This window comes from Microcoleus sp. PH2017_35_SFW_U_B, assembly GCF_020737865.1.
Classification (GTDB): domain Bacteria; phylum Cyanobacteriota; class Cyanobacteriia; order Cyanobacteriales; family Microcoleaceae; genus Microcoleus.
The window spans coordinates 37,451-60,743 of record NZ_JAEQDE010000094.1; the positions used below are offsets into that span (position 1 = coordinate 37,451).

Here is a 23,293-nt window from a genome sequence, read left to right on the forward strand (position 1 = left end):
GTATCGATCGAATCTTCAGCCTTCACCTCAGACACGACAGCCTTGTCTGAAACCGGCAAATCCTTGGTAGAAGTATCGATCGAATCTTCAGCCTTCACCCTCGACACGACAGTCTTGTCTGAAACCGGCATATCTTTGGAAGAAGTAGCGATCGAATTGGCGATCGCAGGTTCGTCATCTTCAGTCTTCACTGCTGGCGTTACAGTTGTATCTGAAGTAACAACCTCCGTTTTCGAGAGAGACTCAGTATTAGTTGGAGAAATTACTTTCTCTTTTGAAACACTTGCGTTATCTGAAATCGGAACATCTAAAACCGAACCAGAATCAGTATTTTTGGCAGGTTTTTCATCCTCTTTAGCAGGCTCTACCTTCGGTTCAACATAGGGTTTAGCATAAGCAATCAAAGCCTTACCAATATCAGCTTTACGCCAATCTTTCTCAGCATTAATCACAGAATCCAAATTCACCGCAGTACCCGTCGCACCCCGCACCTGAAATATCACATCATTGTAATCGCGATCGCTCCCTAAATCAACCCGCATATCCTCCATTGCAAAAGTCTTGCCACTACCAGTCACATCAGCAATTTGCCCGACATGAAATCCCTCAGCAGGATTCGCCGTCACCATTGAAAATAAAGGACGTTTATCCCCTCCAACAACAGGATTATTCAGAACCTCTTGCACAGTTCCATTTGGCACCAACATAACGCCAAACTCATCCCCCGAAGTCATTGCAAAACTCTTGACTCCCAAATAAGTTCCTTCGTTATAATTCCCTTCAGGTAAATTACCCGTAAATCTCGCACCTTCGCTCAAATCATTAATGACTACATGACCTTTTACAGAATTGCTTAATGCCCTTGAAGCCACTTCCTTGATAAATTCTGCTGAACCAGGTACAAACTTCTCCATCCCTTTTAGACTGACGATAGCTAATTGACCCTTATACAGTCCGCCGTCAAACAAGAAATCGATACCAACTTGGCCGCTAGAGTCAACAACAAATTTCCCAGATGTAAACGAATTATCGGCGACAATCTCAGATTTAGGAGTAGTTTTGCTGAGTTCTTTAGGGGTTTCAACTGCAACAGCTTGACTGTTATCCGCAACTTTTTTGTCCTTGTCTCCGCTAGTAGTTGTCGAGTTTTGTTTGTTGCTATCTTTGCCAGCTTCATCGATAGTAGCGACTGATTTATCCGCCGTCACTTTATCAGTAGTCGCTGCTTGAATTATGGCTGGTGATTTTGAAGTCTCAACAGTTTGAGTAGTAGTTGTGGAGTTTTTTTTGTTGCTATCTTTGCCAACTTCATCGATAGTAGCGACTGGTTTCTCCGCCGTCAATTTATCAGTAGTAGTCGCTGCTTGAATTGTGGCTGGTGATTTTGAAGTCTCAACAGTTTGAGTAGTAGTTGTCGAGTTTTGTTTGTTGCTATCTTTGCCCGCTTCATCGACACTAGCGACTGGTTTCTCCGCCGTCACTTTATCAGTAGTTGCTGCTTGAATTATGGATTCTTTTGCTTGTGAAATCAGGTTACTGTCAGTGGCCAGTGTTTCCGATTTATTTTCTTTTTCTGCTAACGCATCGATTTTTTTATCAGGGGATATTTCCTTGGCACTCTGATTGTTAGTCAAAGAGTCAGTTGTTGTCAGACTGTCAGCTTTGATGGCAATTAACGGTGCATCTTTGCTGCTTCCAGTCAGGGTATCCTTGGCATCTATGGCTGACTGGGAACCGGATAGGGCGTCGCCGCGACTCGTATTGCCACTAACTGACCTGCTTAAGCTGCTATTGAGAGGATTTGGAACAATTAATGAATCATCGGATTTGTTGCTGATTGACTCGGAAGCAGCATCTTTTGATTTCAGTAAATTAGTCGTAACTAATGGTTTATCGGGTTCGATCGCTATTTTATTGTTGCTGTCAAGCATCAAGGAACCTTCGCCGATATTTTGCTTGTTGCTGTTGCTTAAAGGGTTGAGGATAGAATTGTTGGCAGCACTTCCCGGCAAAGTGTCGGCGATTAGAACATCTTTCAGCAGAACATTAGTTTGACCTTGATTGATAGTTGTCATTGAGATTATACTCCTAATCTTGGATTAAATGAAAATTGATATAATGAAATCAAACGATCGCCCAAACGTTGAATTGGCTTCTCTACTCTAATTACGGAAGCAGCCCCAAGTTTTTACGCAAATCTCAAAACTGCTTTTTCACACGAAAGTGCGATCGCCCACTCAACCCTAATTACGAAACCACCTCAAACTTTTTACGCAAATCTCAAAACTTTTTTCCCAAACCCCCTCAAACGTAAAGTTTTGTAACAATCTCCCCACAAATGCGTAAAAAATTGCGACTCTACCGAAAAACAACATAGAAATGCCCCAAGACTGCACAAGAATCCCCAGAGGAGTGAGGAGATTGAGATGGAGGACGAAATTGATTTACAACTCAAACAGCTAGCCGTCGAAGCTCAACAGCACCCAGCCCTTAGCCTTGAGCGACAGAAAGCATTAACCAAACTGAGAAACGCAATTTGGCTATCGGGCAAGCTTGCTTATCCCCAAAAAAGGTCATGGTCTCCTAATATTTACGAAGACCTTTATAACGAAGCACTTCTAAAAACAATTGAGTATATTTGTCTAAAAATTGACAAATACGATCCAGAAAGACCACTGATGGCCCCGGTCAATCACATATTGAAGTTGAGATTCAAAGATGCTGTTAAGCGATATATGAAAGAAAAAAATAGAACACGCGAACTACCTTCCTTAAACGACCTAGATAATTACCAGTCACCACAATCACCATTGTCCGAAGAGGCTACAATGCTGCGTGAATTGATCGAAGAAGATCCAGATGGCCATTTTAGAAGAGTGTCACTTAGATGTCGCCCGGATATTTCTTGGCAAGTTATAGCTTTAGCTAAATTGGATGGTGAAACATTGGATAGTATGTCTCAAAGGTTTGGAGTTTCTATTTCAGGTATCGACAGTTTTTTTAATCGAAACCTGCGGAGATTTGGTGATGACTTTCGTAATAAATTACAGTAGCAATTAAGCGACAACCACAGAAACTAATGATGAGTAAAATGATCGAACCAATAACTTTCACCGTACCGCTATCCTTTGAAGCCCATGACATCGCTCAACAGTGCGCTCAAAAATCCCTGCCGACAAAATTCAAACAAGTTTATCTCAATACCCTAGCAGTGTATGCAGTAGATTCTTACCTACGCTGCATGGGATTTGAAACTAACTTGGCTCATAGCGAAAGTCGCGATTCACTCATGCTCAAATTTGTAGATGTCGCCGATTTAGATATCGTCGGCGTTGGCAAAATTGAATGTCGTCCCGTATTGCCCGATTCCCAAACTTGTAACATTCCCTCCGATGCTTGGGAAAATCGCATCGGTTACGTTGCTGTACAATTAAATCAATCTTTGAAAGAAGCAACGCTACTAGGATTTACTAAAACTTCTGCAATGAGAGAAGTACCGCTCACTCAACTGCAATCCCTAGAATATTTTCTTGCCTACATGAATCGAATTCAACAACTGAATCCAGTTAATTTAATGAACTGGTTTGAGAATGTTTTTGATACGGGATGGCAAGTAATTGATGAGCTATTAAATCCCGAACAACTGGAGTGGCATTTTAGAAGTACGAACGCATTACCTATCGAGAGGGGTTATAAAATTGATTTGGGAATGCAGCTAGCACAACAGTCTGTAACACTTGCAGTCATGCTGGCACCAGAACCAGGTTCCGAAGTGGATATCCAAGTGCAAGTGTATCCGATGGGAAATCAAACTTGTTTGCCAGAAGGGTTAAAATTGATAGTGATGGATGAGTCAGAAGAGGTAGTTCTTGAGGCAACATCCAGAGATGATGACAACTTTATTCAGTTGGAATTTAGTTCTGAATTAAGAGAATTATTTGGCGTTACTGTGGCACTCGGAGAAGCTAGCGTGACGAAACATTTTCATTGGTAATCTGCCACGCATTTGTCATTCCCAGCTAGCACCTGGGAACGAAAGCAACAACTCAAGTATTGACTGCTAACCTATTGAAAATTTCACTTGGATTTTATGTCATCATTAACCTTTCAAAACTTGCGCGGTCAAAATCTCCAAGGTCGTTCTTTCAAAGGTCAAGATCTGACTAATACTGATTTCTCTTATGCAGATATCCGAGGTGCAGATTTTAGCGGAGCAACTCTCGATGGTGCTAACTTCAGTCACGCTCGCTGCGGATTAATAGTGCGATCGCAAATCAAAATATTCATAATTGTAGCACTGATATCAGCAATGTCAGGAACGGCTGCTGTAACTGCTATCAGTCAGACATTCAGATCTCTATTTGCCAAAAATATTGGGTACTCCAGTTTGATTGTAACAGCAATCATCTTATTACTGAATACTGTTCTTTTGGCTCTCACGATTCGCCAAGGAATACAAAAAGCTTTGGGGTCTTTAGCTATGGCGGCTGCAATCTTTGTACCTTGCATTGCTGTTTTAAGTGCGATCTCGAACGATAAACACCCGATACTGGCTTGGCTGAGAGGTTTTAGACCTGGGAGCTTAACTGGGGCGTTGGCTGGTGAACCGAATACCAACGATATTCCGTTTTTAATTGTAAGTTTGATCGGGGCTGTGGCTGCGACTACGATCGCAGTTGTAACTTTGCCTTTAGCTGTGGCTTTGGCTGAGGTTGTATTGGGCAGAATAGTGGCAGTTTTAGCTGTATTTGAAGCTCTGGCAATAAGTGCGATCGCCACCGGAATTATTATCAATAATTCAACCCGGTATTTAAAAGCATCTGTGTTAATTAATACTAGATTAGCTGACAACACGAACAATAAATGTTATGATTTTCTAGACCAATGTGTCGCAAATTTTTCCAATCCACCTATAGTTATTGCGATTATCATTATAGCGGTAATTTTAGCTGTAGCTTTGGTCTCATTGGGAACTTATATTGGCAACAGAGTTTTAGCTGAAGATGATAAATATGCCGTAATTCACCAATTAGCTAATGCGATTGCAGCGGCAGGCGGTACCAGCTTTCGGGGTGCTAATTTAGCCAATATTAATTTTAGTTACGCTCTTCTCAAAAACACTGATTTTAGATGTGCTAATATTTATCGTACAATGTGGCACAAAAGCTCAAAAATTGAGTGGGCAAGAGTCGGCGAGACAATATTAATTGATCCCGCAGTTCGAGATTTGCTAGTGACCGGCAACGGCTATAATAAATCATATCAAGGCATGGATTTGAGAGGAGCAAACTTGATAGGTGTAGACCTCGGCTACGCCAAACTTCAAACAGCAGACCTCAGTCAAGCGACTTTAGAAGCTGCTAATTTAGAGTATGCAATTTTCAGTCAAGTTCAGGCGATAGGCACTGATTTCAGTAATGCGAGAATGACTGGTGCTTGCGGTTTAGGAACCTGGAATATTGACAGCACTACGAAACTAGAATGGGTAGATTGTCGGTGGGTTTACTTGCTAGAAGAACCGAAACCTGGCACTGACGATCGCGAACGCCGTCCCCACAGTGAAAAATCTCAATTTGAGATCGGAGAATTTACCAGTTTTTTTCAAGAGGTAGTCAATACAGTTGACTTGATTTTCCGTAACGGTGTTGATTGGAAAGCCTTCTACCAATCTTTCCAAAAAGTTCAGGACGATCTCAAAGGTACAGAACTAAAAATTCAGAGTATTGAAAATAAAGGCAATGGCGTTGTTGTCATCAAGGTTAGCGTACCTCCTGACACAGACAAAGAGAAGATTGAGACTGATTTCAATGGTTTCTACCAAAAAATGCTAGAATTAGCAAGAGTAAAAAATCCAATAATTCAAGAGTTCCCAGAACAGCAAAGATACTTGCTATCAGTAGTAGAGAAGATAGTAAAACCACTTTCAGAACAGGTAGTTGTCTTAAACTTAGATCGTGGTGACTTGAACCAAGGCTTTGCCGTCAGCGCTGATATTTACTGTGACGGACACCGTTTGCCAATCCAAATAGAAGGCAATTTGCCACCACAAGCAAAAATTTTAAAACGCTATCAACAGTGGGAAGAAATGTATAACATTAAAAACCAGAACAGCCGGATCAAAGGCAAAGAAGGTCAAGTCACTAACTTTTCTATAAAGAAGCTAACAACGTTAGCTGAGGATGTGGAAGCGGAAGTAAATAATTGGCTGAATTCAGCACCATTTAACCCGATCGAGCAAAAATTGCACGACAATTTAAACTTTGATGATGAGGTGCGGGTGATTGTGCAAACTGAAGATGCCTTCCTGCGAAAACTTCCCTGGCATCGGTGGAAGTTTTTTGAAGTTTATTGCCAACAAGCAGAAGTCGCTTTAAGTCGCACAGTATCTAATAGGGTAAAGAAATTAGTCCTACCAAGAAGTAAAGTGAGAATCTTAGCAATTTTGGGTGACGATACAGGAATTAATATCGATGAAGACAAACAGGTGTTAGAGAATTTGTCAGACACAGAAATCATGTTTTTGCTCAAACCAACTCGCGAGGAATGTGAGGAATGTCTCAGAGATAAAATAGGCTGGGACATTCTCTGTTTTTCCGGTCACAGTTACAGCGAAGTAGATGGCAGCACTGGGGCAATTTATATTAATAAAACAGATAAGTTAACTGTCGAAGAACTCAGGATTTCCTTGAAAATAGCCATTGAACGTGGTTTGGAGATAGCAATTTTTAATTCTTGCGATGGCTTGGGATTGGGGAAACAGTTAGCTGACTTAGATATCCCTCAAATTATCGTGATGCGGGAACCTGTGCTAGATGCGATCGCCCAGGAGTTTTTGAGGCATTTTCTGAAAGCTTTTGCTGGTGGCGATTCTTTGTATGTTTCTGTGCGATCGGCGCGAGAAAAGTTGAAACAAAAATGGGATAAGCAATTTCCCGGTGCTAGTTGGTTGCCTGCTATTTGCCAGAATCAATCTGAGTATCCCAAGAAATGGGGAGATTTTCAAGGGAATTGTTAGCGGTATATTGAGTAAATTTAGTTTTTGTTTGAGGTGTTAATTATGTCGGCATTTGTCTGCAATTTTGTGCAACATATCCACACATCGCTTTTAAAACTCCGTTTTGCAGGCGAGGGCAAGTCACTTCTACAAAGGCAAAGAATATACTTAAATACCGGATTGTATATCAGTTACCAGAAGTGCGATTCCCTGCGGTACAAGCTATGCATGGGTGCAGGATGTACCAACGCTTCCCAGGGCTTCACTTTAATTGAGTTGCTGGTTGTCATTTTTATTATTGGGATTTTATCTGCGATCGCCCTCCCTACCTTCTTCAGGTTAATCGGTAAAGCTAAAGAAAGTGAAGCCACACAATATATTAGCTATTTGAACAAACACCAAACGGCGCAATATTACGAAGCAACGGGATTTACCAACTCTTTCGGATCGCTTTCATTTTCCCAAGATCCAACAGCAACTTCTGCTGCTGCTATTTTGAAAGGTTTTGGCTTTTCTGTGCGAGAAAGCAAGAATTATTTGTATGGTATCAAAGTTGCGACTCACAATGGCTATCCAATTGCAGCTCAAGTAGCTGTGTCTAAAAATTTAGGTGTGCGATCTTATTTTGGAATTATCTACGCCCACGATAATAATATCTTAGTTCCGTGCGGCCCGGTTGCTGTTGATTTGAGTTTGGCTTCTCCGGTGCTTAAACAAGTACAGATGGTGACACAATTTCTAGCCACTCCTGAGATTTATTGTCCTTATCCTAGTTTCATAAAATAGTGCTACATTTAGTAAATGTAGTTTTTGTTAGCTAGTACCCAAATATAACTGGAGTTGAGACTAAGTCGTAGGTTGCGTCAGTCGGGGTTTTTTCGATTATCATCAAGTAGATGCAATAGATCTCTTGCAAAAATACAAAGCACCCCACCCCAACCCTCCCCTTGGTAAGGGGAGGGGGTAAGATTATTCTTGTTTCCCCCTCCGGGAGGGGGGACTTGCGGGGGGTAAATTTGACGAGAGCAAGAGTTCTAATCTGAGGCACCCTACTTTAATCAATCAAACATGAAAAATCTCGAACAATTAAGCGAAATTGCCCAGGCCGCCGCTTGGGGTGCCGCAGATATTTTACAATCCTATTATCGCCCTGATGCTAATACTCCCAACCTGGACATTCAAGAACAAAAAGACGGCCCAGTTACCGCCGCTGATGTCGCTGTCAATTCTTACATTCTCGATGAATTGCAGTCGGTTTTAGGGAATGCAGAATTTGGCTACCTGAGCGAAGAAACTTACAAATCTTATTTAGAAAGTTGTGGCAAAGTTCCTTTACCTCAATCTTGGGTTTGGATTATTGACCCTTTGGATGGAACGCGCGATTTTATTGACAAGACTGGTGAATTTGCGGTTCATATTGCTTTAGCTTTTGAGGGAAAACCGATATTAGCGGTTGTGGCTTGGCCGTCCAAGCAAAAGATTTATTATGCCATCCGCGATGCTGGTGCTTTTGGGGAAAGTCGCGGGGGTTGTGCGGTGAAATTGCAGGTTTCTGCGCGAAATATAGTGGCAGATTTATCTATAGTAACCAGTCGCAGTCACAGGGACGATCGGCTAAATCGACTATTACACAAGTTTCCCTGCCAAAATCAACTGGCTGTGGGTAGCATCGGCTGCAAGATTGCGACGATTGTTGAACAAAAAGCTGATGTTTATATTGCTCTTTCGGGGAAGTCGGCGCCGAAGGATTGGGATTTGGCGGCGCCGGAATTGATTTTGACGGAGGCGGGCGGGCGATTTACTCGTTTTGATGGTTCTGCTTTGCAATATAACCGGGGAGATGTCAGTCAGTGGGGGGGGTTGTTGGCGAGTAACGGTTGCTGTCACGATGCTTTGTGCGGGGATGCTGAGGCGATTTTGGCGGAGATTGATTCGGGTTTGCGGTAATCACATTGGTTTGTAGTGAGGAATGCGAGTCCTCGGAATGGGTGCGGACTGAAGTCCTCACTACGAACCTGTTTTTTCATTGCACATAACTTTACTTACCTAACTTATGTATTAATTACCACGTTTAAATTCTCAGTACAATAGCACTTATGTTTCAAAAATATTTGTGGTGTATGCAGCTCGCATTCATCGCAGTAATTGTACTTAAGTATTTTGTCGCTCTTTATCGGTAGTTTAATTAACCAGATCTTTTTAAAGAAAACTTTATATAGCTCGGATAAAAAAACTGTTATGGTAGCTACAACAGATGAGAAATAACCGAATTTTTACGCAGAAATCCCGTGTCTGTGTAAATCAAAATTGATAGACAGTTTCGCACGCAAGTTACGAAACAGGGGAATTGTTGTCTTTTTTTAACCCCAAATAGGTGTATTATGTCAAATTTAAATTTTCCAGTTTCTGTAAGGGCGATCGCCTTTATCGACACAAGAGTACAAGATTATCAAAGTTTGGTGGCTGGGGTAACACCGGGTACGGAAGTTGTGGTGTTAGATGGGAACGAGGATGCGATCGCACAAATTACTCAAATCTTAGCCCTTCGTACCAATATTGACAGCATTCACATCGTTTCTCACGGTGCTCCAGGTAGCCTGCAAGTGGGCGATGGTAGCTTGAATGCAGATAATTTGGAAGCTTATTCGGAACAATTGCAGCAGTGGCGGAGTGCTTTTACAGACAGTGCGGATATTCTGATTTACGGTTGCAATGTGGCATCTGGGCCTCGCGTTTGTCCGAAAGTCCGCCGGGGATTTAAATCCCCGTCTCATAGCGAAAGTCGGTTGAAACCGACTGGGAATAATTCATTTATTCAGTCATCTTTAGATGACTTGCGCTATGAGACGGGGAATTCATTCCCCGGCGGTACCGGGGAACAAGCGAGAGATTTAGATGTAGATTTAGAAATAGATGGTTTCGCATTCATCCAGCGCATCGCCCAACTCACAAATACCAATGTTGCAGCTTCCAAAAACCTCACGGGAAGCGCGGCAAAAGGCGGCGACTGGGAACTCGAAGCAACAACCGGAGAAATTAACACACCGCTGGTATTTCGGGAAGATGCGATCGCAAATTACAGTCATATCCTATCCAGTTTTGGTAATGCGACTAATTTTCCAATGACATCAGATCCGTTTGTTCCTTCAGTAGATTATAACGGTGACGGTATCTTCGACTTAGTAGTAGGTGGCGGAGTTTTCTTAGCCAATGGAAATGGCAGTTTTAAACAGCCCATCAGCTTTAGCGGAGGCCCGTCAAGACTTGGCAACTTTAATGCCGACACAATATTAGACTTAGCAACAGCAAATCCAGTCTTTTCTGGCACTGTCTCAATTAGGCAGGGAAACGGCACTGGTGGCTTTGGTGCGCCCATAAACTCAAATGTAGGGAACACTCCCCTATCTATTGCTATTGGTAACTTTAATGCCGACACCTTCCCCGATTTGGCTGTGGTAAATGGTAACCCTCAAGGTGGTGGAAGCGTCTCAATTTTGTTAGGGAATGGCACTGGTGGCTTTGCCCCTGCCACCAGCTTCGGTGTCGGAGGAATTCCCGCTTCAGTTGCTGTGGGAAACTTTAACGCCGATAACTTTCTTGACTTAGCAGTCGGGAACAGTCTTTCTAATAATGTCTCAATTCTCTTAGGAAATGGCACTGGCGGTTTTAGTAGCGCCACTAACTTTAGTACGGGGCAATTTCCCAATTCCATTATTGTGGCCGACTTTAACGTAGATGGCAACCTCGATATAGCAACAGCCAACAACGGTTCTAACAACGTCTCAATTCTCTTAGGGAATGGCACTGGAGGTTTTAGTACCACCACTAATTTCACAGCCGGAACAAAGTCCAATTCCGTCACAGCGGCAGATTTAAACGGCGACGGCAAACTCGATTTAGCCGTATCGAACTCTGGCGCTACCAACCTATCAATTTTACTGGGAAATGGCACTGGAGGATTTAGTTCGCCGATCGACTTTGCATTGATAGGGCAAAACCCTGGGAGGGTAACAGTAAACGATTTTAACAACGATTCCCTACCCGACTTGGCAGTAATGGTAACAAACGGAGGTTCTAACAATGTTTCAATCCTGCTAAATACACCAAACACAGTTAATTTCGGTGCGGCAACCTACAGCGGTACAGAAGGAACAACAGACACAGTAGTAAATATTCCCGTTACCCTCAGTGGCGGCACTCCCTTGAGTGATGTAGTTGTACCAATTGCAATTAACCCCAGCAGCACAGCCACCCAAAATTCTGACTACACTATTGCCCCTACCTCGATTACATTCCCCGCAGGTGCAACAGGTGCGGCACTCACCAAGAATATTGCACTTACGATCAAACCCGACAACATCGCAGAAAACGCCGAAACCGCAATTCTCAACTTTGGCACAATTACCGGAGGCGTTGCGGGTACAACCAAACAAACCACACTAACTATTGCAGCTAACGGTACTGTTTCCTATGCGGTTGCTGCGGGTATTGCGAGCATTCCCGAAGGCGATAGCGGCACAAAACCTCTGACTTTCACTGTGACTCGCAGCGGTAGCACTGGCGGGGCAAGTAGCGTCAATTATACGATCGCCGGAACTGCTACCAACGTCAGCGACTACAACAATATCGGTGGCACTTCTGCTCCAACGGGTATCGCAGGCACGATTAATTTTACAGCCGGTGAAACATCAAAAACGATTACTCTCGATGTGTTAGGCGACACCATCGTTGAACCCGACGAAACAATTATCGTCACCCTATCAAATCCCGCCGGCGCGGGCGTAACACCAACAATTACGACTGCTACCGCCACCACAACGATCGCCAATGATGACAAAGTTGGCGTTACTGTTAATCCAATTACCGGATTAACTACGACTGAACTCGGCGGTAAAGCTACTTTCACAGTCAAACTCAATTCTCAACCGAGTGCTAACGTTACTTTCGGCTTAAGCAGTTCCAATGTTGCCGAAGGAACTGTTTCGACTAATAGCTTAACTTTCACTCCCGCCAACTACAATCAACCGCAAACAGTAACGGTGACTGGCGTTGACGATTTGGTAGATGTAGCTGATGGAGATGTAGTTTATAAAATTGTCACGGCTGCTGCTGTGAGCACCGATCCTAATTACAATAACCTCAAACCCGATGATGTCACCGTCACCAATAGTGACAATGAAACTCCGGGAATTACGGTGAATCCTACGGCGGGATTAACTACTAATGAAACTGGCTTAGCAGCTAACTTTAATGTGGCGTTGAATACTAAACCAACTGCTAATGTGACTATCGGCTTGAGTAGTTCCAATATTGCGGAAGGAACTGTTTCGACTCCTAGTTTGACTTTCACTGCGGCTAACTGGAATACACCGCAACCGGTGACAGTAACTGGGGTTGATGACAATATTGCTGATGGCGATGTTGAATACAAAGTTGTGACGGCGGCTGCTGTTAGTACAGATGCGAATTATAACAACAAAGATGTTGCCGATGTCAGTCTGATCAACAAAGATAACAATACAGTAGGTGTAACTATTTCACCCACGAATACAACTGCTACTGAAGGCGGTGCTACAGGGACGTACAGCGTTAAGTTAAAATCCCAGCCGATCGCCCCTGTCACTCTCACTCTCACCACAGGTAGTCAGATTGAGCCGATCGCGCCTATCACTTTCACATCCGTTAATTGGAATGTATCTCAACCAGTTACGGTGAAAGCTGTTGATGATGCGATCGTGGAAGGGGCGCACAGCGGGAATATCACTCACAGTGTGACTAGCGGTGATGTTAAGTATAACGGGATTGTGGTTGGTGGGGTGGTTGTGGCGATTACGGATAAGGATGTAGCGCCGACGCCAACACCAACACCAACACCAGAGCCAACTCCGACACCGACGACATCAGTCACTCCGACACCGACGCCAACAACATCAGTCACTCCGACTCCGACACCGACGACATCAGTCACTCCGACGCCGACGACATCAGTCACTCCGACGCCAACGCCGCCGACATCAGTCACTCCGACTCCGACGCCGACGACATCAGTTACTCCGACTCCGACACCAACAACATCAGTCACTCCGACTCCGACACCGACGACATCAGTCACTCCGACTCCGACACCGATACCAAGGCCAAACATATTTAGGAGGCCCGGAATACCGAGTTCTAACGATCGGATTGCTAGTCCTAACGATCCCACGATAAGTTTTTCCCAAGCTACTTACAAATTAACTGAAATTCCTCCAGGAGTCTTTCAGAGACAAATTACTCTCACTCGCACTGGAAATTTAGACAAACTTTCCACGGTTTACATACAACCTGTTACCGGTGGCTCAGCTACTGTGGACAAAGATTGGGAATTTGTCAATTACTCTGGTCAACTTACCTTTAACCCAGGTGAAGATACCACAAGTTTCACAATTAATATCTTATCGGACAATTTAGTTGAGGAAACAGAAGAAATCGCGTTTCGGATCGATCGTGCCGACAATGCGAATATTGGCACTCAAAGTTCTACCATCGTGCAAATTACGGATATTCCACTTTTCACCAATACGAACGCTCCGATATCTGCTTTGGATTCAGCCATTTGGGGAGACTACAACAATGACGGCAAACTGGATATCCTTGGCGGCTCTATAATTCAAACCAACAATTACGGCCCATTGACTACAGTTCCCCGAATCTACGACAACATCGGTCAAGGCTTTAGCGAAGCTAATCGAAGAGACTTACCAGGCCAGGTTCCAACCTGGGGAGATTACAACAATGATGGGTGGTTGGATGCTGCACTGCTTGGGCAGGATGGTTTCGATTCCAGCCAAAACATCTATAGTGGTCAGAGTTCTGGCTTTTCCTTTGAGACAAGTTTACCTGGGAATCCCCCATACCCATATAGATCTCGGTCAAGTTGGGGAGATTACAACAACGACGGGCGTCCGGATTTCTTGCTCAGTACGGAAAATATTAGAGCTTCTGAGTTTGGGGACTTGAGCACCACGCTCTACCGCAACACAGGCAAGAACGGCCAAGAACGCTTTAAAGACAGCAAAGCACGTCTTAATACACAAGATCCCAATTTTGTAGGTGTCGGACAACTATTTGTTACTGGGAGTGAAAACAAAATAGTTGCTCCTACTGATTCTGGAGTTTGGGCAGATTTCGACAACGATGGCAAACTCGATATCCTTGTCGAGGTAAAGGAAATCCGAAAGAACGATAACTCAAGGTACTTGGCAAAACTTTACCGCAACTTGGGCGATGGCGTTTTTGAAGACACTGGCGTAGAGTTGCCTGGTTCTAATGGTGACGCTGCTGATATGGCATGGGGAGATTACAACAACGACGGTCAACTGGATATTTTGCTCACAAGTCGCGATAGTTTTTTCCAGCCGTCTTTTACCAAAGTCTATCGAAACAGCACTCGTGAGAATAATGGGTCTGCCAAGTTTGAAGACATCGGCGCACAGATACCTTATTTAAATCGCGCTGCTTGGGGAGATTACGATAATGACGGGCTTCTGGATATCCTAGGTACTGGTGTCGATCGACAAAATGGCGAAAATTCAGCAACAATCGTCGCCAAAGTCTATCAAAACAAAGGCAATTTTTCTAACCCAAACAGCTTTACTGGCCCAAACAGTTTTATCGACAGTGGCGCACTAATCGACAGTGGCGCAAAGCAACAGCTTGATCGTGGTAACTATTCCCAGGCTGTTTGGGGAGACTACGACAACGATCGTAAATTAGATATCCTATTCACAGGCAATGCACCAAACAATGATTCATTCTATGAAGGACTGAACAAAAACGACTTCTTTACCAAAGTCTTCCGCAACAACACATCTAAAGCCAACACTCCCCCCACAGCACCCACAGGGCTATCAAATTTACCTTCTGGCCGAAATGTGACTCTTAAGTGGAATAAAGCAACTGATGCTGAGACTCGTGCTGATGGTTTAAGCTACAACCTACGAGTTGGCACGACACCAGGAGGTCAAGATATTCTTTCCCCGATGTCGTATCTTGCCGATGGAACTCGTCAACTGGTGGGGTTGGGGAATGTTAGTCAAAACACCCAGTGGCAACTCAAAGACTTGTCTCCAGATAAGACATATTACTGGAGCGTACAGGCAATTGATACTGCTTGGGCTGGTTCACAGTTTGCTACAGAAAGGAGTTTTACAGCCAGCAATCTTCCTCCAGAACAGAAAATTCGTTTAAGTGGGAGGTACAGTGAGTTTAACCAAGCCATCAAAGATGTATACACTGACCCCGATGGCGACTTAATTTCCTATCGGTTAACTCTACTTGATGGCAGTCCTTTAGAACTGAGTAATAACTCAAACATCAATTGGCTCGGACTTCAATTTAACCCCCCGACAAACGAGATCCGGTTCATCGGAACTCCCCCAATTGGTGCACAACCTTTTCAGGTAAAGTTAATAGCTACAGACTCTTACGGTGCCAGTAGCGAACAGACTTTCAAGGTGACAACAAAAGACGGTCGCTGGGTTATTGACGGCTACATCTCCGGCGCAACTGTCTTCCTAGATGCCAACAAAAACGGCATCAAAGACACCAACGAACCATCCACAATTACCGATACAGGCGGCAAATTCGATCTCAACATCCCCTTCGAGATATTCGACACGAACAAAAACGGAGAAATCGACCCATCAGAAGGCAATTTAGTTGCGATCGGAGGCACTGACACCGCCACCGGATTACCCCTAGAAACACCAGTCACCGCACCACCAGATTCCACAGTTGTCACACTCCTAACTAGCTTAGTCGCCGACTTAATCGACAAGGGAATTGCACCCGAAGCCGCCCAATCTTTAGTCAAAGCCGCCCTTTCCCTCCCCGCTGAAGTTGACCTGACTAGCTTAGATCCAATCCTAGCTACCAACAACAACCAGCCTGGGGGAGTCCAAGTCTTAGCAGCAATGGTGAAAGTCCAAAACACCATCACTCAAACAGTCGCTTTGATTGACGGTGCATCCAGTGCAGCCGATCGCGATCTTGTCAAAGCTGTTGTCAGTTCAATGGGCGATAAAATTCAAGGCGGTGCTATCTTAAACCTCAGCAATCCAGCCGCCTTAGAACCAATAATTCTGCAATCCGCTGCTAAAATCCAGCAGATTGACCCCAGTTTCAACATTCAAAAAGTCACCTCTATTACCTCGCAAGCTGCGACAGTAATGGCAACAGCAAATCAGCGCATTGATGCCGCCGTCACCAACCCAACAGCAACATCAATTCCCCAAGCCGTTGCCCGCGTCCAACAAGTATCCTTGGGCGCAACTACTCAAGACTTCAAAGCAGTTGGTGCCGGAAGCAAGCCAATTTCCCAGTTAGTTACTGACAATACTGGTGCTGCTTTAGATAGCAAAATTCAAGCAGTAACATTGCCTGCTGGGATTGCAACTCCTATAGTCACCGGCGACGCCGATTTGGGCAGCAATTCTGGTCAAATCAACGGCACAAATGGCGATGACATCCTCACTGGCACCACCGGAAATGATGTAATCAACGGCCGACAAGGCAACGATCTCCTAGACGGTGGCCTTGGGGATGACACTCTTTACGGAGGCAAAGGTAGCGATACTTTGCTGGGTGCTAGCGGTAATGATGTCTTGTTTGGCGGCCGCGGTGCTGATATCTTAAACGGCGATGATGGTAATGATATCTTGTTTGGCGGCAAGGGAGATGATTTGCTGACGGGCGGCTTAGGAAATGATACTTTGACTGGAGGAAAGGGAGTCGATAAATTCCTAATCTCCACCAATTCTGGGACTGATACTATTACCGATTTTGAATTTGGTAAAGACTTCTTAGTATTGGGTAACGGGCTGACTTTCTCGCAATTGGCGATCAGTCAAGATAGCGGTTTAACATTAATTCGGTTTGCCCAAACTGGAGAGATTTTGGCTTCTATCAGCGGAGTTTCTCCTGGGAGTATTGCCGCAGGGAGTTTCGGATTGATTTAACAAAAATCGGCGGTTAAAACCGCCTCTATACAAACAAAACCCCCGGAGGCGGGTTGAAAAAGACCGGGCGGTTGAAACCGCGTCTATACAGACAAAACCTGCCTCCGCAGGTTGAAGAATAGGCGGTTAAAATTGCGTTTTTTCTTCAGTCCGCGGAGGCGGACATTGTTTGTATAGTCGCGGTTTCAACCGCCGGATTTTGTCTGTGCAGACGCGGTTTCAACCGCCGGATTTTGTCTGTGCAGATGCGGTTTCAACCGCCGATTTTTCTAACATATCAAATCAACAGCGCTGATATCGCATACCCGGCAATTGCGAAACTAATCCCAACAATTCCAACTGCAAAAGAATACCAGAAACCGTCCCCGCTTCCAATCCCGCAGCCTCCACAATTGTATCAAGAGAATTCGGCCCCGAACCCAGAGCTTTTAACACTACAGCCAACTCCCCATCCAATAGCGGCTCTGGCTTTTCAGGGGTTGGATTTGCCGGAAACAAGGACAACTGCTGCGCGCTATCCAATTTTGGCATAGCTCCGAGCATTTCTAGCAATCGGTCTTCGCTTAAAAGTCGATCGCTATTGGGGAGAATCGGATGAGCACCTTTACTCAGCAACTCCAAACATCCAAACGATCGCTCATCATCCAACCTTCCCGTCAAAACATACACATCCCGACAAAACTCATTCGCTTGATAAGCAGTAATTAACGCCCCCGACTTCTGCGGAGCTTCTATCACAATAGTAGCGCGGCTCAAGCCAGCAATTATCCGATTTCGGCGCGGAAAATTAGTTTTATTCGGTTGAGTCCCCGCCGGATATTCGCTGATTGCCAATCCCTGCTGTAACAGGCGATCGCACAACCGCTCATTTGGCTTAGGATAAACGATATCAACCCCAGTACCAAAAACAGCCAAAGTCCGACCTCCCGTCTCCAAACAGCTTGTATGAGCCTCCGTATCAATACCTGCGGCAAATCCCGAAACAACAGTAAAACCATTTTTAGCCAAAGCCACACTAATTTTACGAGTCCAGCGGCGGCCGTATTCCGAAGGACTGCGAGTGCCAACAATTGCCACCGTCGGCGTAATTCCTTGATTCTCTTTGATATCGACTAAACCGCGATAATACAGCACCGGCGGCGGGCTGGGAATTTCCAATAATAAGCTGGGATAATCCCGATCTGCGGGTGTCCAGAAACAGGGATTGTTAATAAGATGTTTCTCAATAAATTCTTCAGGATTGAGTTTAGATCGTTCTTGTACAGTGGTATCAATTACCTGCTTGCCAAACCCTTCTACTCGCATTAAATCTACTGGTTTCGCCATCCAAGCTTCTGCCAAAGTATTAAAATGTTGGTGCAATCTTTGCAACAAAATCGGCCCTATACCATTAATCTGTGACCATGCTAACCAGTAAGCGCGTTCTTCTAGCAACGACTTGCCCTCAATTTATCTGAAAATAATTTTATCATTTTTGGTATAAACAGCACTATCCATTGCTGTCAACTTAAAAAAGGTACGTTGTTGGGCTTTAGCCCTCTTTAGATTTATAGACAAAGAGGGCTGAAGCCCAACAACGTACCTAAGCTTTCCAATTGACAAAACGGGCATAAATATAAGCAATGATTTCCCCAGTCACAGTCCGAAAACCTGCGCTAGATTTCCACCATTCTTGTGAGTTATAATCTTCCGATTCCGCAGCTATAATCCCGACTTTAATTTCAGGATTCAACACTTCTTTGAAAACCATCCAACTGCGGCGGGCATGAGTGCCAATAGAATAAAGATTGATTGAGTCCACTTTTAGGGCAGAAGTAGCTAGCCAATCTCGAAGTGCGATCGCAGAAGCAGCAGTGCGGTGTTTCACAACACTCGGTGCGGGTACAGCTACCACTTTGTTCTTATCAAATCCTAGCGCAATACAAGTCGCGGCGGTCAGTTCAGCATAATTTTTATATTGGGCGAGATAGTGGCCCTTACTTACCGGAAGCCCGGTTGTCACCAATTTCCGGTATCCGCCTTTGTTGAATTCTGCGATCGCACTTTCGACTGCATAATCCGGCAACCAGCCTTCCACAACCAGTATATCTGCTTTAATCGGCGCATTTACCGCCAAAAATGGATGAATATTTGTGATAATTAAGACCATTGTAATGATTAAACCTGCGATCGCAATTACCCAACCTTCCCAGGTAATTGCCCACATCTCTCGGCGGCGGATCAGACGAATTTTCATTTTATAGCAGAAGGAAGAAGGAAGAAGGAAGAAGGAAGAAGCAACAATACCAATGGTTTCAGGAAGAGGGAAATAGTGAGACAGTGAGAAAGTTATAAAATTGCCTTATGCCCTATTCCCTATGCCCTATGCCCTATTCCCTATTCCCCATTCCCAAATTATTTGTGTTTGAGATACTCAAAAACGCTCTTATCGCCGATATCCTGGGGGATAGGTTGAAAAAACTTGCGGACAGCAAAAATGATGAACAATATCGCCCAAAGTCCCAGCAGCAACTGTTCATTTTCCGGTGTCAAGAAGCCAAAAATATGTCCTAAAAGTAATAGCGGAACTCCCGGAGTCAAAAACTTAGTTTCTAGGCGGTTAAAGCAGAAAGCTTCTTTAAAAAAGATGCCATTCAAGGCAGCAAAAGTAAAGCCAATTCCCCACAAAGTCGCTGGATGTTCGTACACCGCCAAAGCCAAAGGTTCGCTACTTTGTAAAGCGACAAACAGTGCTGCCGCGCCGCCGATCGCCCAAAACATCTGTAACGTGCGATGCAGCGCAATCATGTAAATGTGAATAGTTGCCAAACTAACGCCTAAAGCTATCCAGAAACACGCAAAAACAGGCGTTACAGCTTGAATTGCCATTGGGTTGTCGCCCTGTTGCAACACCAGAGTAGCACCCACCGCCAAACACAGCGCCGCCACCCCCAATCCGGCGCGGTAGATCAACACTCCAGTGCGATCGCTTTCGGTAATCGTAAACTCGCCGAATTGCCCTTGATAGACTGCCGATTCATCAGGCGATTTCAGTAATTGCATCACAGCTTCCTCCTATTTGTCAGACACGAATGTACTTCTACCAAGATATACTTTATTGATAAACCGATACAGCGAGACCGAGCGATGCCCAAATTTAACAAACCTAAAGTTAACCAGCCTAAAGTTAACAAGTCTCAAGTTGACGATCGCCCAAATCAAAGCAAATCCCTTCCTTCAGAATCCGAACTTCCTTTAGTTCAGCTTGATGAAACCATTGTAGCAGGTAGAAGACCGAAACCGCTAAACGACTTGCAGCGCTTGCTTGCTGAATTACCAGAATTAGGAGGCACTTTCAAGCCAGAAATCTTCGCCGATCTCGATGAAAACAACCCATTTAATGGCGGTCAATTTGAAAGTAAGATTAGAAGAATCCTGGGAAACAAAAAAATCAATGCCGATCTTAAAAATACAATCAAATATTTAGACTACCTCAAGCAAAATTTTCAAGTTCCGTGCCATGTTACTGGCATAGAAGAGTTTGAATGGGAAGAAGAGTATCTTATGGGTTTTGGCACTAAAAAAGAATATGCAAGGCTCAAAAAAACTCAACCTTCTTATACTGATAAATTCACAATTCATCGGTTGGAAGATTTTTCTATTCAGGAAGACGGCATATTTGTGGAAGTTCAGCGCGTTGGCGATCGCAAAAAGTTTATGTTGCGTTTAGCAGAGTTAGAATCAGTTGATGATATCCCCCCAAACAATCATTTATTACATGATTATGCCGTGTGGTGGATTAATTATTAAGGAAGAGGGAGATTGGGAGATTGGGAGAGGGGGAAAAATCTTCCTTCTCCCCTCTTCCCTCTTCCCTCTGAAAACTGTCAACTGTCCCAGGTCAACTGTCAACTCTTCCTTCTTCCCTCTTCCCTCTGAAAACTGTCCCAGGTCAACTGTCCCAGGTCAACTGTCAACTCTTCCTTCTTAATTAGATTGAAGTAGCAAAGTGCGATCGCTCGACTTTTGCCAAAGCTTCAACTAAACTGCGAACAGCAGCAATCATCGCCACTTCGCTGTTAAGTTGGCTGACAGCAGAACCGACGCCAACACCCGCAGCGCCAGCGCCAATAGCCAGCGGTGCAGTGACGCTGGAGATGCCCGAAGCGCAGAGTACGGGGACTTGTACGGCGCGGGAAATTTCAAAGGCTGCGGCCAAAGTAGGCGCTGCTTTTTCAATCAATCCCAAAGTTCCGGCGTGAATTGGTTGGGCGCTAGTACCGCCTTCGGTTTGGATGATGTTAGCGCCAGCTTTGACTAATTCGGTTGCTAACTGTACTTGTTTGTCCAGTGTCAAAATGTGGGGAACTGTTACAGAAAGAGTGATGTTCCCAAATAGCGATCGCGTTTGGCGAGTCAACTCCAAAACTTCCTCAGCTTCAAAGCGGCGCCCTACGGCGTAGAAAGCATCAAAGTTGCCAATTTCAATCAAATCAGCGCCAGCTTCTACCGCAGCTACAAACTTTTCTGGTTCCACAGCCGACACACAAATTGGCAAATTTGTCAACTGTTTTGCCATCAATACCAAATCGCGATCGCAAGCAATATCGACAAAGGAAGCGCCACCGAGATCCGCTGCTTTGACAACAGCCGCAACGTTAGCCGCATCAAAATTATTTAAACCGCTGATAATTTTCAGGGCGCGGCCTTGCTCAAATGCGCGCTGCAATTTAGGAGTTACACTCATAGTTAGCCTTCCAACTCAGAAAATTTGTTAGACTCATTTTGACACGAATTAGAACTATTTTTGATTTTTAATTCTTAATTTTTATAGGACTGATACCAATTTTTTATGAGGGTGCATAGAATCTGATCCCCCCTAACCCCCCTGGTGGGAGGGGGGGACAAGAGTTACTCAAAGTCCCCCTTCTTAAGGGGGATTTAGGGGGATCGGGATATGTGCAACGACCCATTAAATTGGTATGACGCACTCCTTGTTTAGAAACCGGGTTTTTTTACGAAAAGACGGATTTTAGACCGCAGATTAGGTAAAAAACCCGGTTTCTGGGTGCCGATGCGTAAGTTTTGTTTTAATTATTTCCCGGCTGTCGAAACTTGTGCACATCTTTGATAACTTGTACCCAGCCGTCAGAGAGAGATTCCAAAATACGATCGCCCTTTTCCTTCGTCGCCACCGTCGCATCGCCCAACACACCGCTATCAGTCAACTCTCGCGTCAGCCAAACAAAAGGCAAGCTACCTTCCATACTCAGCAAACTGTCAGCAGGCAAATCCCTCGGATACTCGCAAACTGCTCGCTCCATTTTCACCTGTTCGGGCAAAATTGACAACATCAAACTCGTTTCGGCATCTCCCGCGTGAATTCCCAATTCTAACTCTTTCGCCGTGAGTAATTGGGCCGCCACATTCGGCACCCGCCAAACAAACAGCGGAAACACTGAAAAATCCTGATATTTCTGATGAATATCCCGCACTGCAATTTCCATTACCTGCGGCTGTCCGCCGTGGGCATTCATCAATACTAATTTCCGAAATCCTGCCCGGTAAATACTGTCAGCAATTTCGCCAATTGCGGCTAAAAGTGTCTGAGCGCCGATCATAGAAGAACGTTTGAGCGTCGCCATCAAAGGCTCGGGCATAGCAAGCTGGGATCTAGACGTGCGAACAAATCGAGTAATTTGGTCGGCGAACCATTTCAGGATTTTCGGCTGCGAACCGACACCGGGCGGCGAAACTACGATCGCAGTGTGGAAAAAGTTCGTGCATCCAGACGACTTAAAACAAGTCTTGCAGGCAGTCAAAACGGCTCGGGAAACGCGATCGCTCTACTCGATCGACTACCGAATCGTGCGCGCAGACACGGCCAAAATCCGCTGGTTGAGCGTGTTAGGGACTCGCGGACAAATAAAATACCAGTCAAAATGGGATAATCGTGATATCCCATTTTGGTAAAGTTTCAGAACGTTGCCATGAGGGCAAATACTGTTTTAACTCATGAGGTAAGACTTTTACGCCTTTCTCATAAGTTGTCTCAATTAAGTTTACAATGGGATTAATTCCTTTCCATGTCATGCTAGATGCCCAGTGTACGGCAGTTTCAACTGAATCTAAAATAGCACCATTCCAATAGTGTTCAAGTGCCGCCCAGCAGCGTTCAATTGGGTTATACTTACTATGATATGGTGGATAGTAAATTAGTCGGATTCTTAAGCCAATTGCCTGAGATAACTCGATGATGCGTTTGATGAATTGTGTGCGATTGCTTCTGATTGCCGGACCACCATCAAGGTCAATCACTAAT

Annotated in this window: 14 protein-coding genes and 1 pseudogene; 8 read left to right on the forward strand and 7 right to left on the reverse strand. The window is 44.6% G+C overall.

The features are described from left to right. Positions 1 to 2,075: DUF4114 domain-containing protein (locus JGK36_RS25135; protein WP_293198413.1), on the reverse strand; the 2,075-nt coding region annotated here is incomplete at its 3' end. A gap of 351 nt (positions 2,076 to 2,426) precedes the next feature. Here JGK36_RS25135 and JGK36_RS25140 point away from each other — a divergent pair. From JGK36_RS25140 to JGK36_RS25165, 6 genes are all read left to right on the forward strand, one after another. Further along, positions 2,427 to 3,053 carry a hypothetical protein gene (locus JGK36_RS25140; RefSeq protein WP_293186742.1) on the forward strand — a complete coding sequence of 209 codons (627 nt, stop codon included), beginning with the start codon at positions 2,427 to 2,429 and terminating at the stop codon, positions 3,051 to 3,053. A gap of 26 nt (positions 3,054 to 3,079) precedes the next feature. After that, on the forward strand, positions 3,080 to 3,994 hold the full coding sequence (locus JGK36_RS25145) for a DUF1822 family protein (protein ID WP_293186741.1): 915 nt from the start codon (positions 3,080 to 3,082) through the stop codon (positions 3,992 to 3,994). Positions 3,995 to 4,090: 96 nt separating this feature from the next. Next, on the forward strand, positions 4,091 to 7,015 hold the full coding sequence (locus JGK36_RS25150) for a pentapeptide repeat-containing protein (RefSeq protein WP_293198416.1): 2,925 nt from the start codon (positions 4,091 to 4,093) through the stop codon (positions 7,013 to 7,015). 207 nt (positions 7,016 to 7,222) lie between these two features. Continuing rightward, the gene (locus JGK36_RS25155; protein WP_293191514.1) at positions 7,223 to 7,780 is read left to right on the forward strand and encodes a type II secretion system protein; all 558 of its coding nucleotides are present in this window, start codon (positions 7,223 to 7,225) and stop codon (positions 7,778 to 7,780) included. Positions 7,781 to 8,062: 282 nt separating this feature from the next. Then, positions 8,063 to 8,941: an inositol monophosphatase family protein gene (locus tag JGK36_RS25160; protein WP_293186738.1), complete on the forward strand. Its 879-nt coding sequence runs from the start codon at positions 8,063 to 8,065 to the stop codon at positions 8,939 to 8,941. A 434-nt stretch (positions 8,942 to 9,375) separates the two neighbouring features. Continuing rightward, positions 9,376 to 16,992 (forward strand): DUF4347 domain-containing protein, encoded by a 7,617-nt coding sequence (locus tag JGK36_RS25165; RefSeq protein ID WP_293198418.1) that lies wholly within the window; start codon positions 9,376 to 9,378, stop codon positions 16,990 to 16,992. A 282-nt stretch (positions 16,993 to 17,274) separates the two neighbouring features. Here the strand turns inward: JGK36_RS25165 and dprA are convergent, their stop codons facing one another. The 3 genes from dprA to JGK36_RS25180 form a co-directional block, all read right to left on the reverse strand. Next, positions 17,275 to 18,426, reverse strand: a complete 1,152-nt coding sequence (dprA, locus tag JGK36_RS25170; protein ID WP_293186850.1) for a DNA-processing protein DprA — start codon at positions 18,424 to 18,426, stop codon at positions 17,275 to 17,277. Between the two features lie 148 nt (positions 18,427 to 18,574). Beyond that, complete coding sequence (locus JGK36_RS25175) at positions 18,575 to 19,228, reverse strand: YdcF family protein (RefSeq protein WP_293198420.1); 654 nt, start codon at positions 19,226 to 19,228, stop codon at positions 18,575 to 18,577. A gap of 158 nt (positions 19,229 to 19,386) precedes the next feature. Continuing rightward, complete coding sequence (locus tag JGK36_RS25180) at positions 19,387 to 20,034, reverse strand: DUF2301 domain-containing membrane protein (protein WP_293186852.1); 648 nt, start codon at positions 20,032 to 20,034, stop codon at positions 19,387 to 19,389. An 84-nt stretch (positions 20,035 to 20,118) separates the two neighbouring features. Between JGK36_RS25180 and JGK36_RS25185 the strand changes: the two genes are divergently transcribed. After that, positions 20,119 to 20,781 (forward strand): hypothetical protein, encoded by a 663-nt coding sequence (locus JGK36_RS25185; RefSeq protein ID WP_293186853.1) that lies wholly within the window; start codon positions 20,119 to 20,121, stop codon positions 20,779 to 20,781. Between the two features lie 181 nt (positions 20,782 to 20,962). On the opposite strand, the gene JGK36_RS25190 is transcribed toward JGK36_RS25185, so the two are convergent. Together JGK36_RS25190 and JGK36_RS25195 are read right to left on the reverse strand one after the other, a co-directional pair. Next, positions 20,963 to 21,718, reverse strand: a complete 756-nt coding sequence (locus JGK36_RS25190; RefSeq protein ID WP_293186854.1) for a DUF561 domain-containing protein — start codon at positions 21,716 to 21,718, stop codon at positions 20,963 to 20,965. A gap of 343 nt (positions 21,719 to 22,061) precedes the next feature. Then, positions 22,062 to 22,589 (reverse strand): annotated as a pseudogene (locus tag JGK36_RS25195) (creatininase family protein); the annotation flags it as partial. Between the two features lie 61 nt (positions 22,590 to 22,650). On the opposite strand from JGK36_RS25195, the gene JGK36_RS25200 reads away from it, so the two are divergent. Beyond that, positions 22,651 to 22,944 carry a PAS domain-containing protein gene (locus tag JGK36_RS25200; protein ID WP_293186855.1) on the forward strand — a complete coding sequence of 98 codons (294 nt, stop codon included), beginning with the start codon at positions 22,651 to 22,653 and terminating at the stop codon, positions 22,942 to 22,944. Here JGK36_RS25200 and JGK36_RS25205 read toward each other — a convergent pair. After that, on the reverse strand, positions 22,909 to 23,289 hold the full coding sequence (locus JGK36_RS25205; protein ID WP_293187262.1) for a hypothetical protein: 381 nt from the start codon (positions 23,287 to 23,289) through the stop codon (positions 22,909 to 22,911). The two genes, JGK36_RS25200 and JGK36_RS25205, sit on opposite strands and share 36 nt — an antisense overlap. Positions 23,290 to 23,293 lie beyond the last annotated feature (4 nt).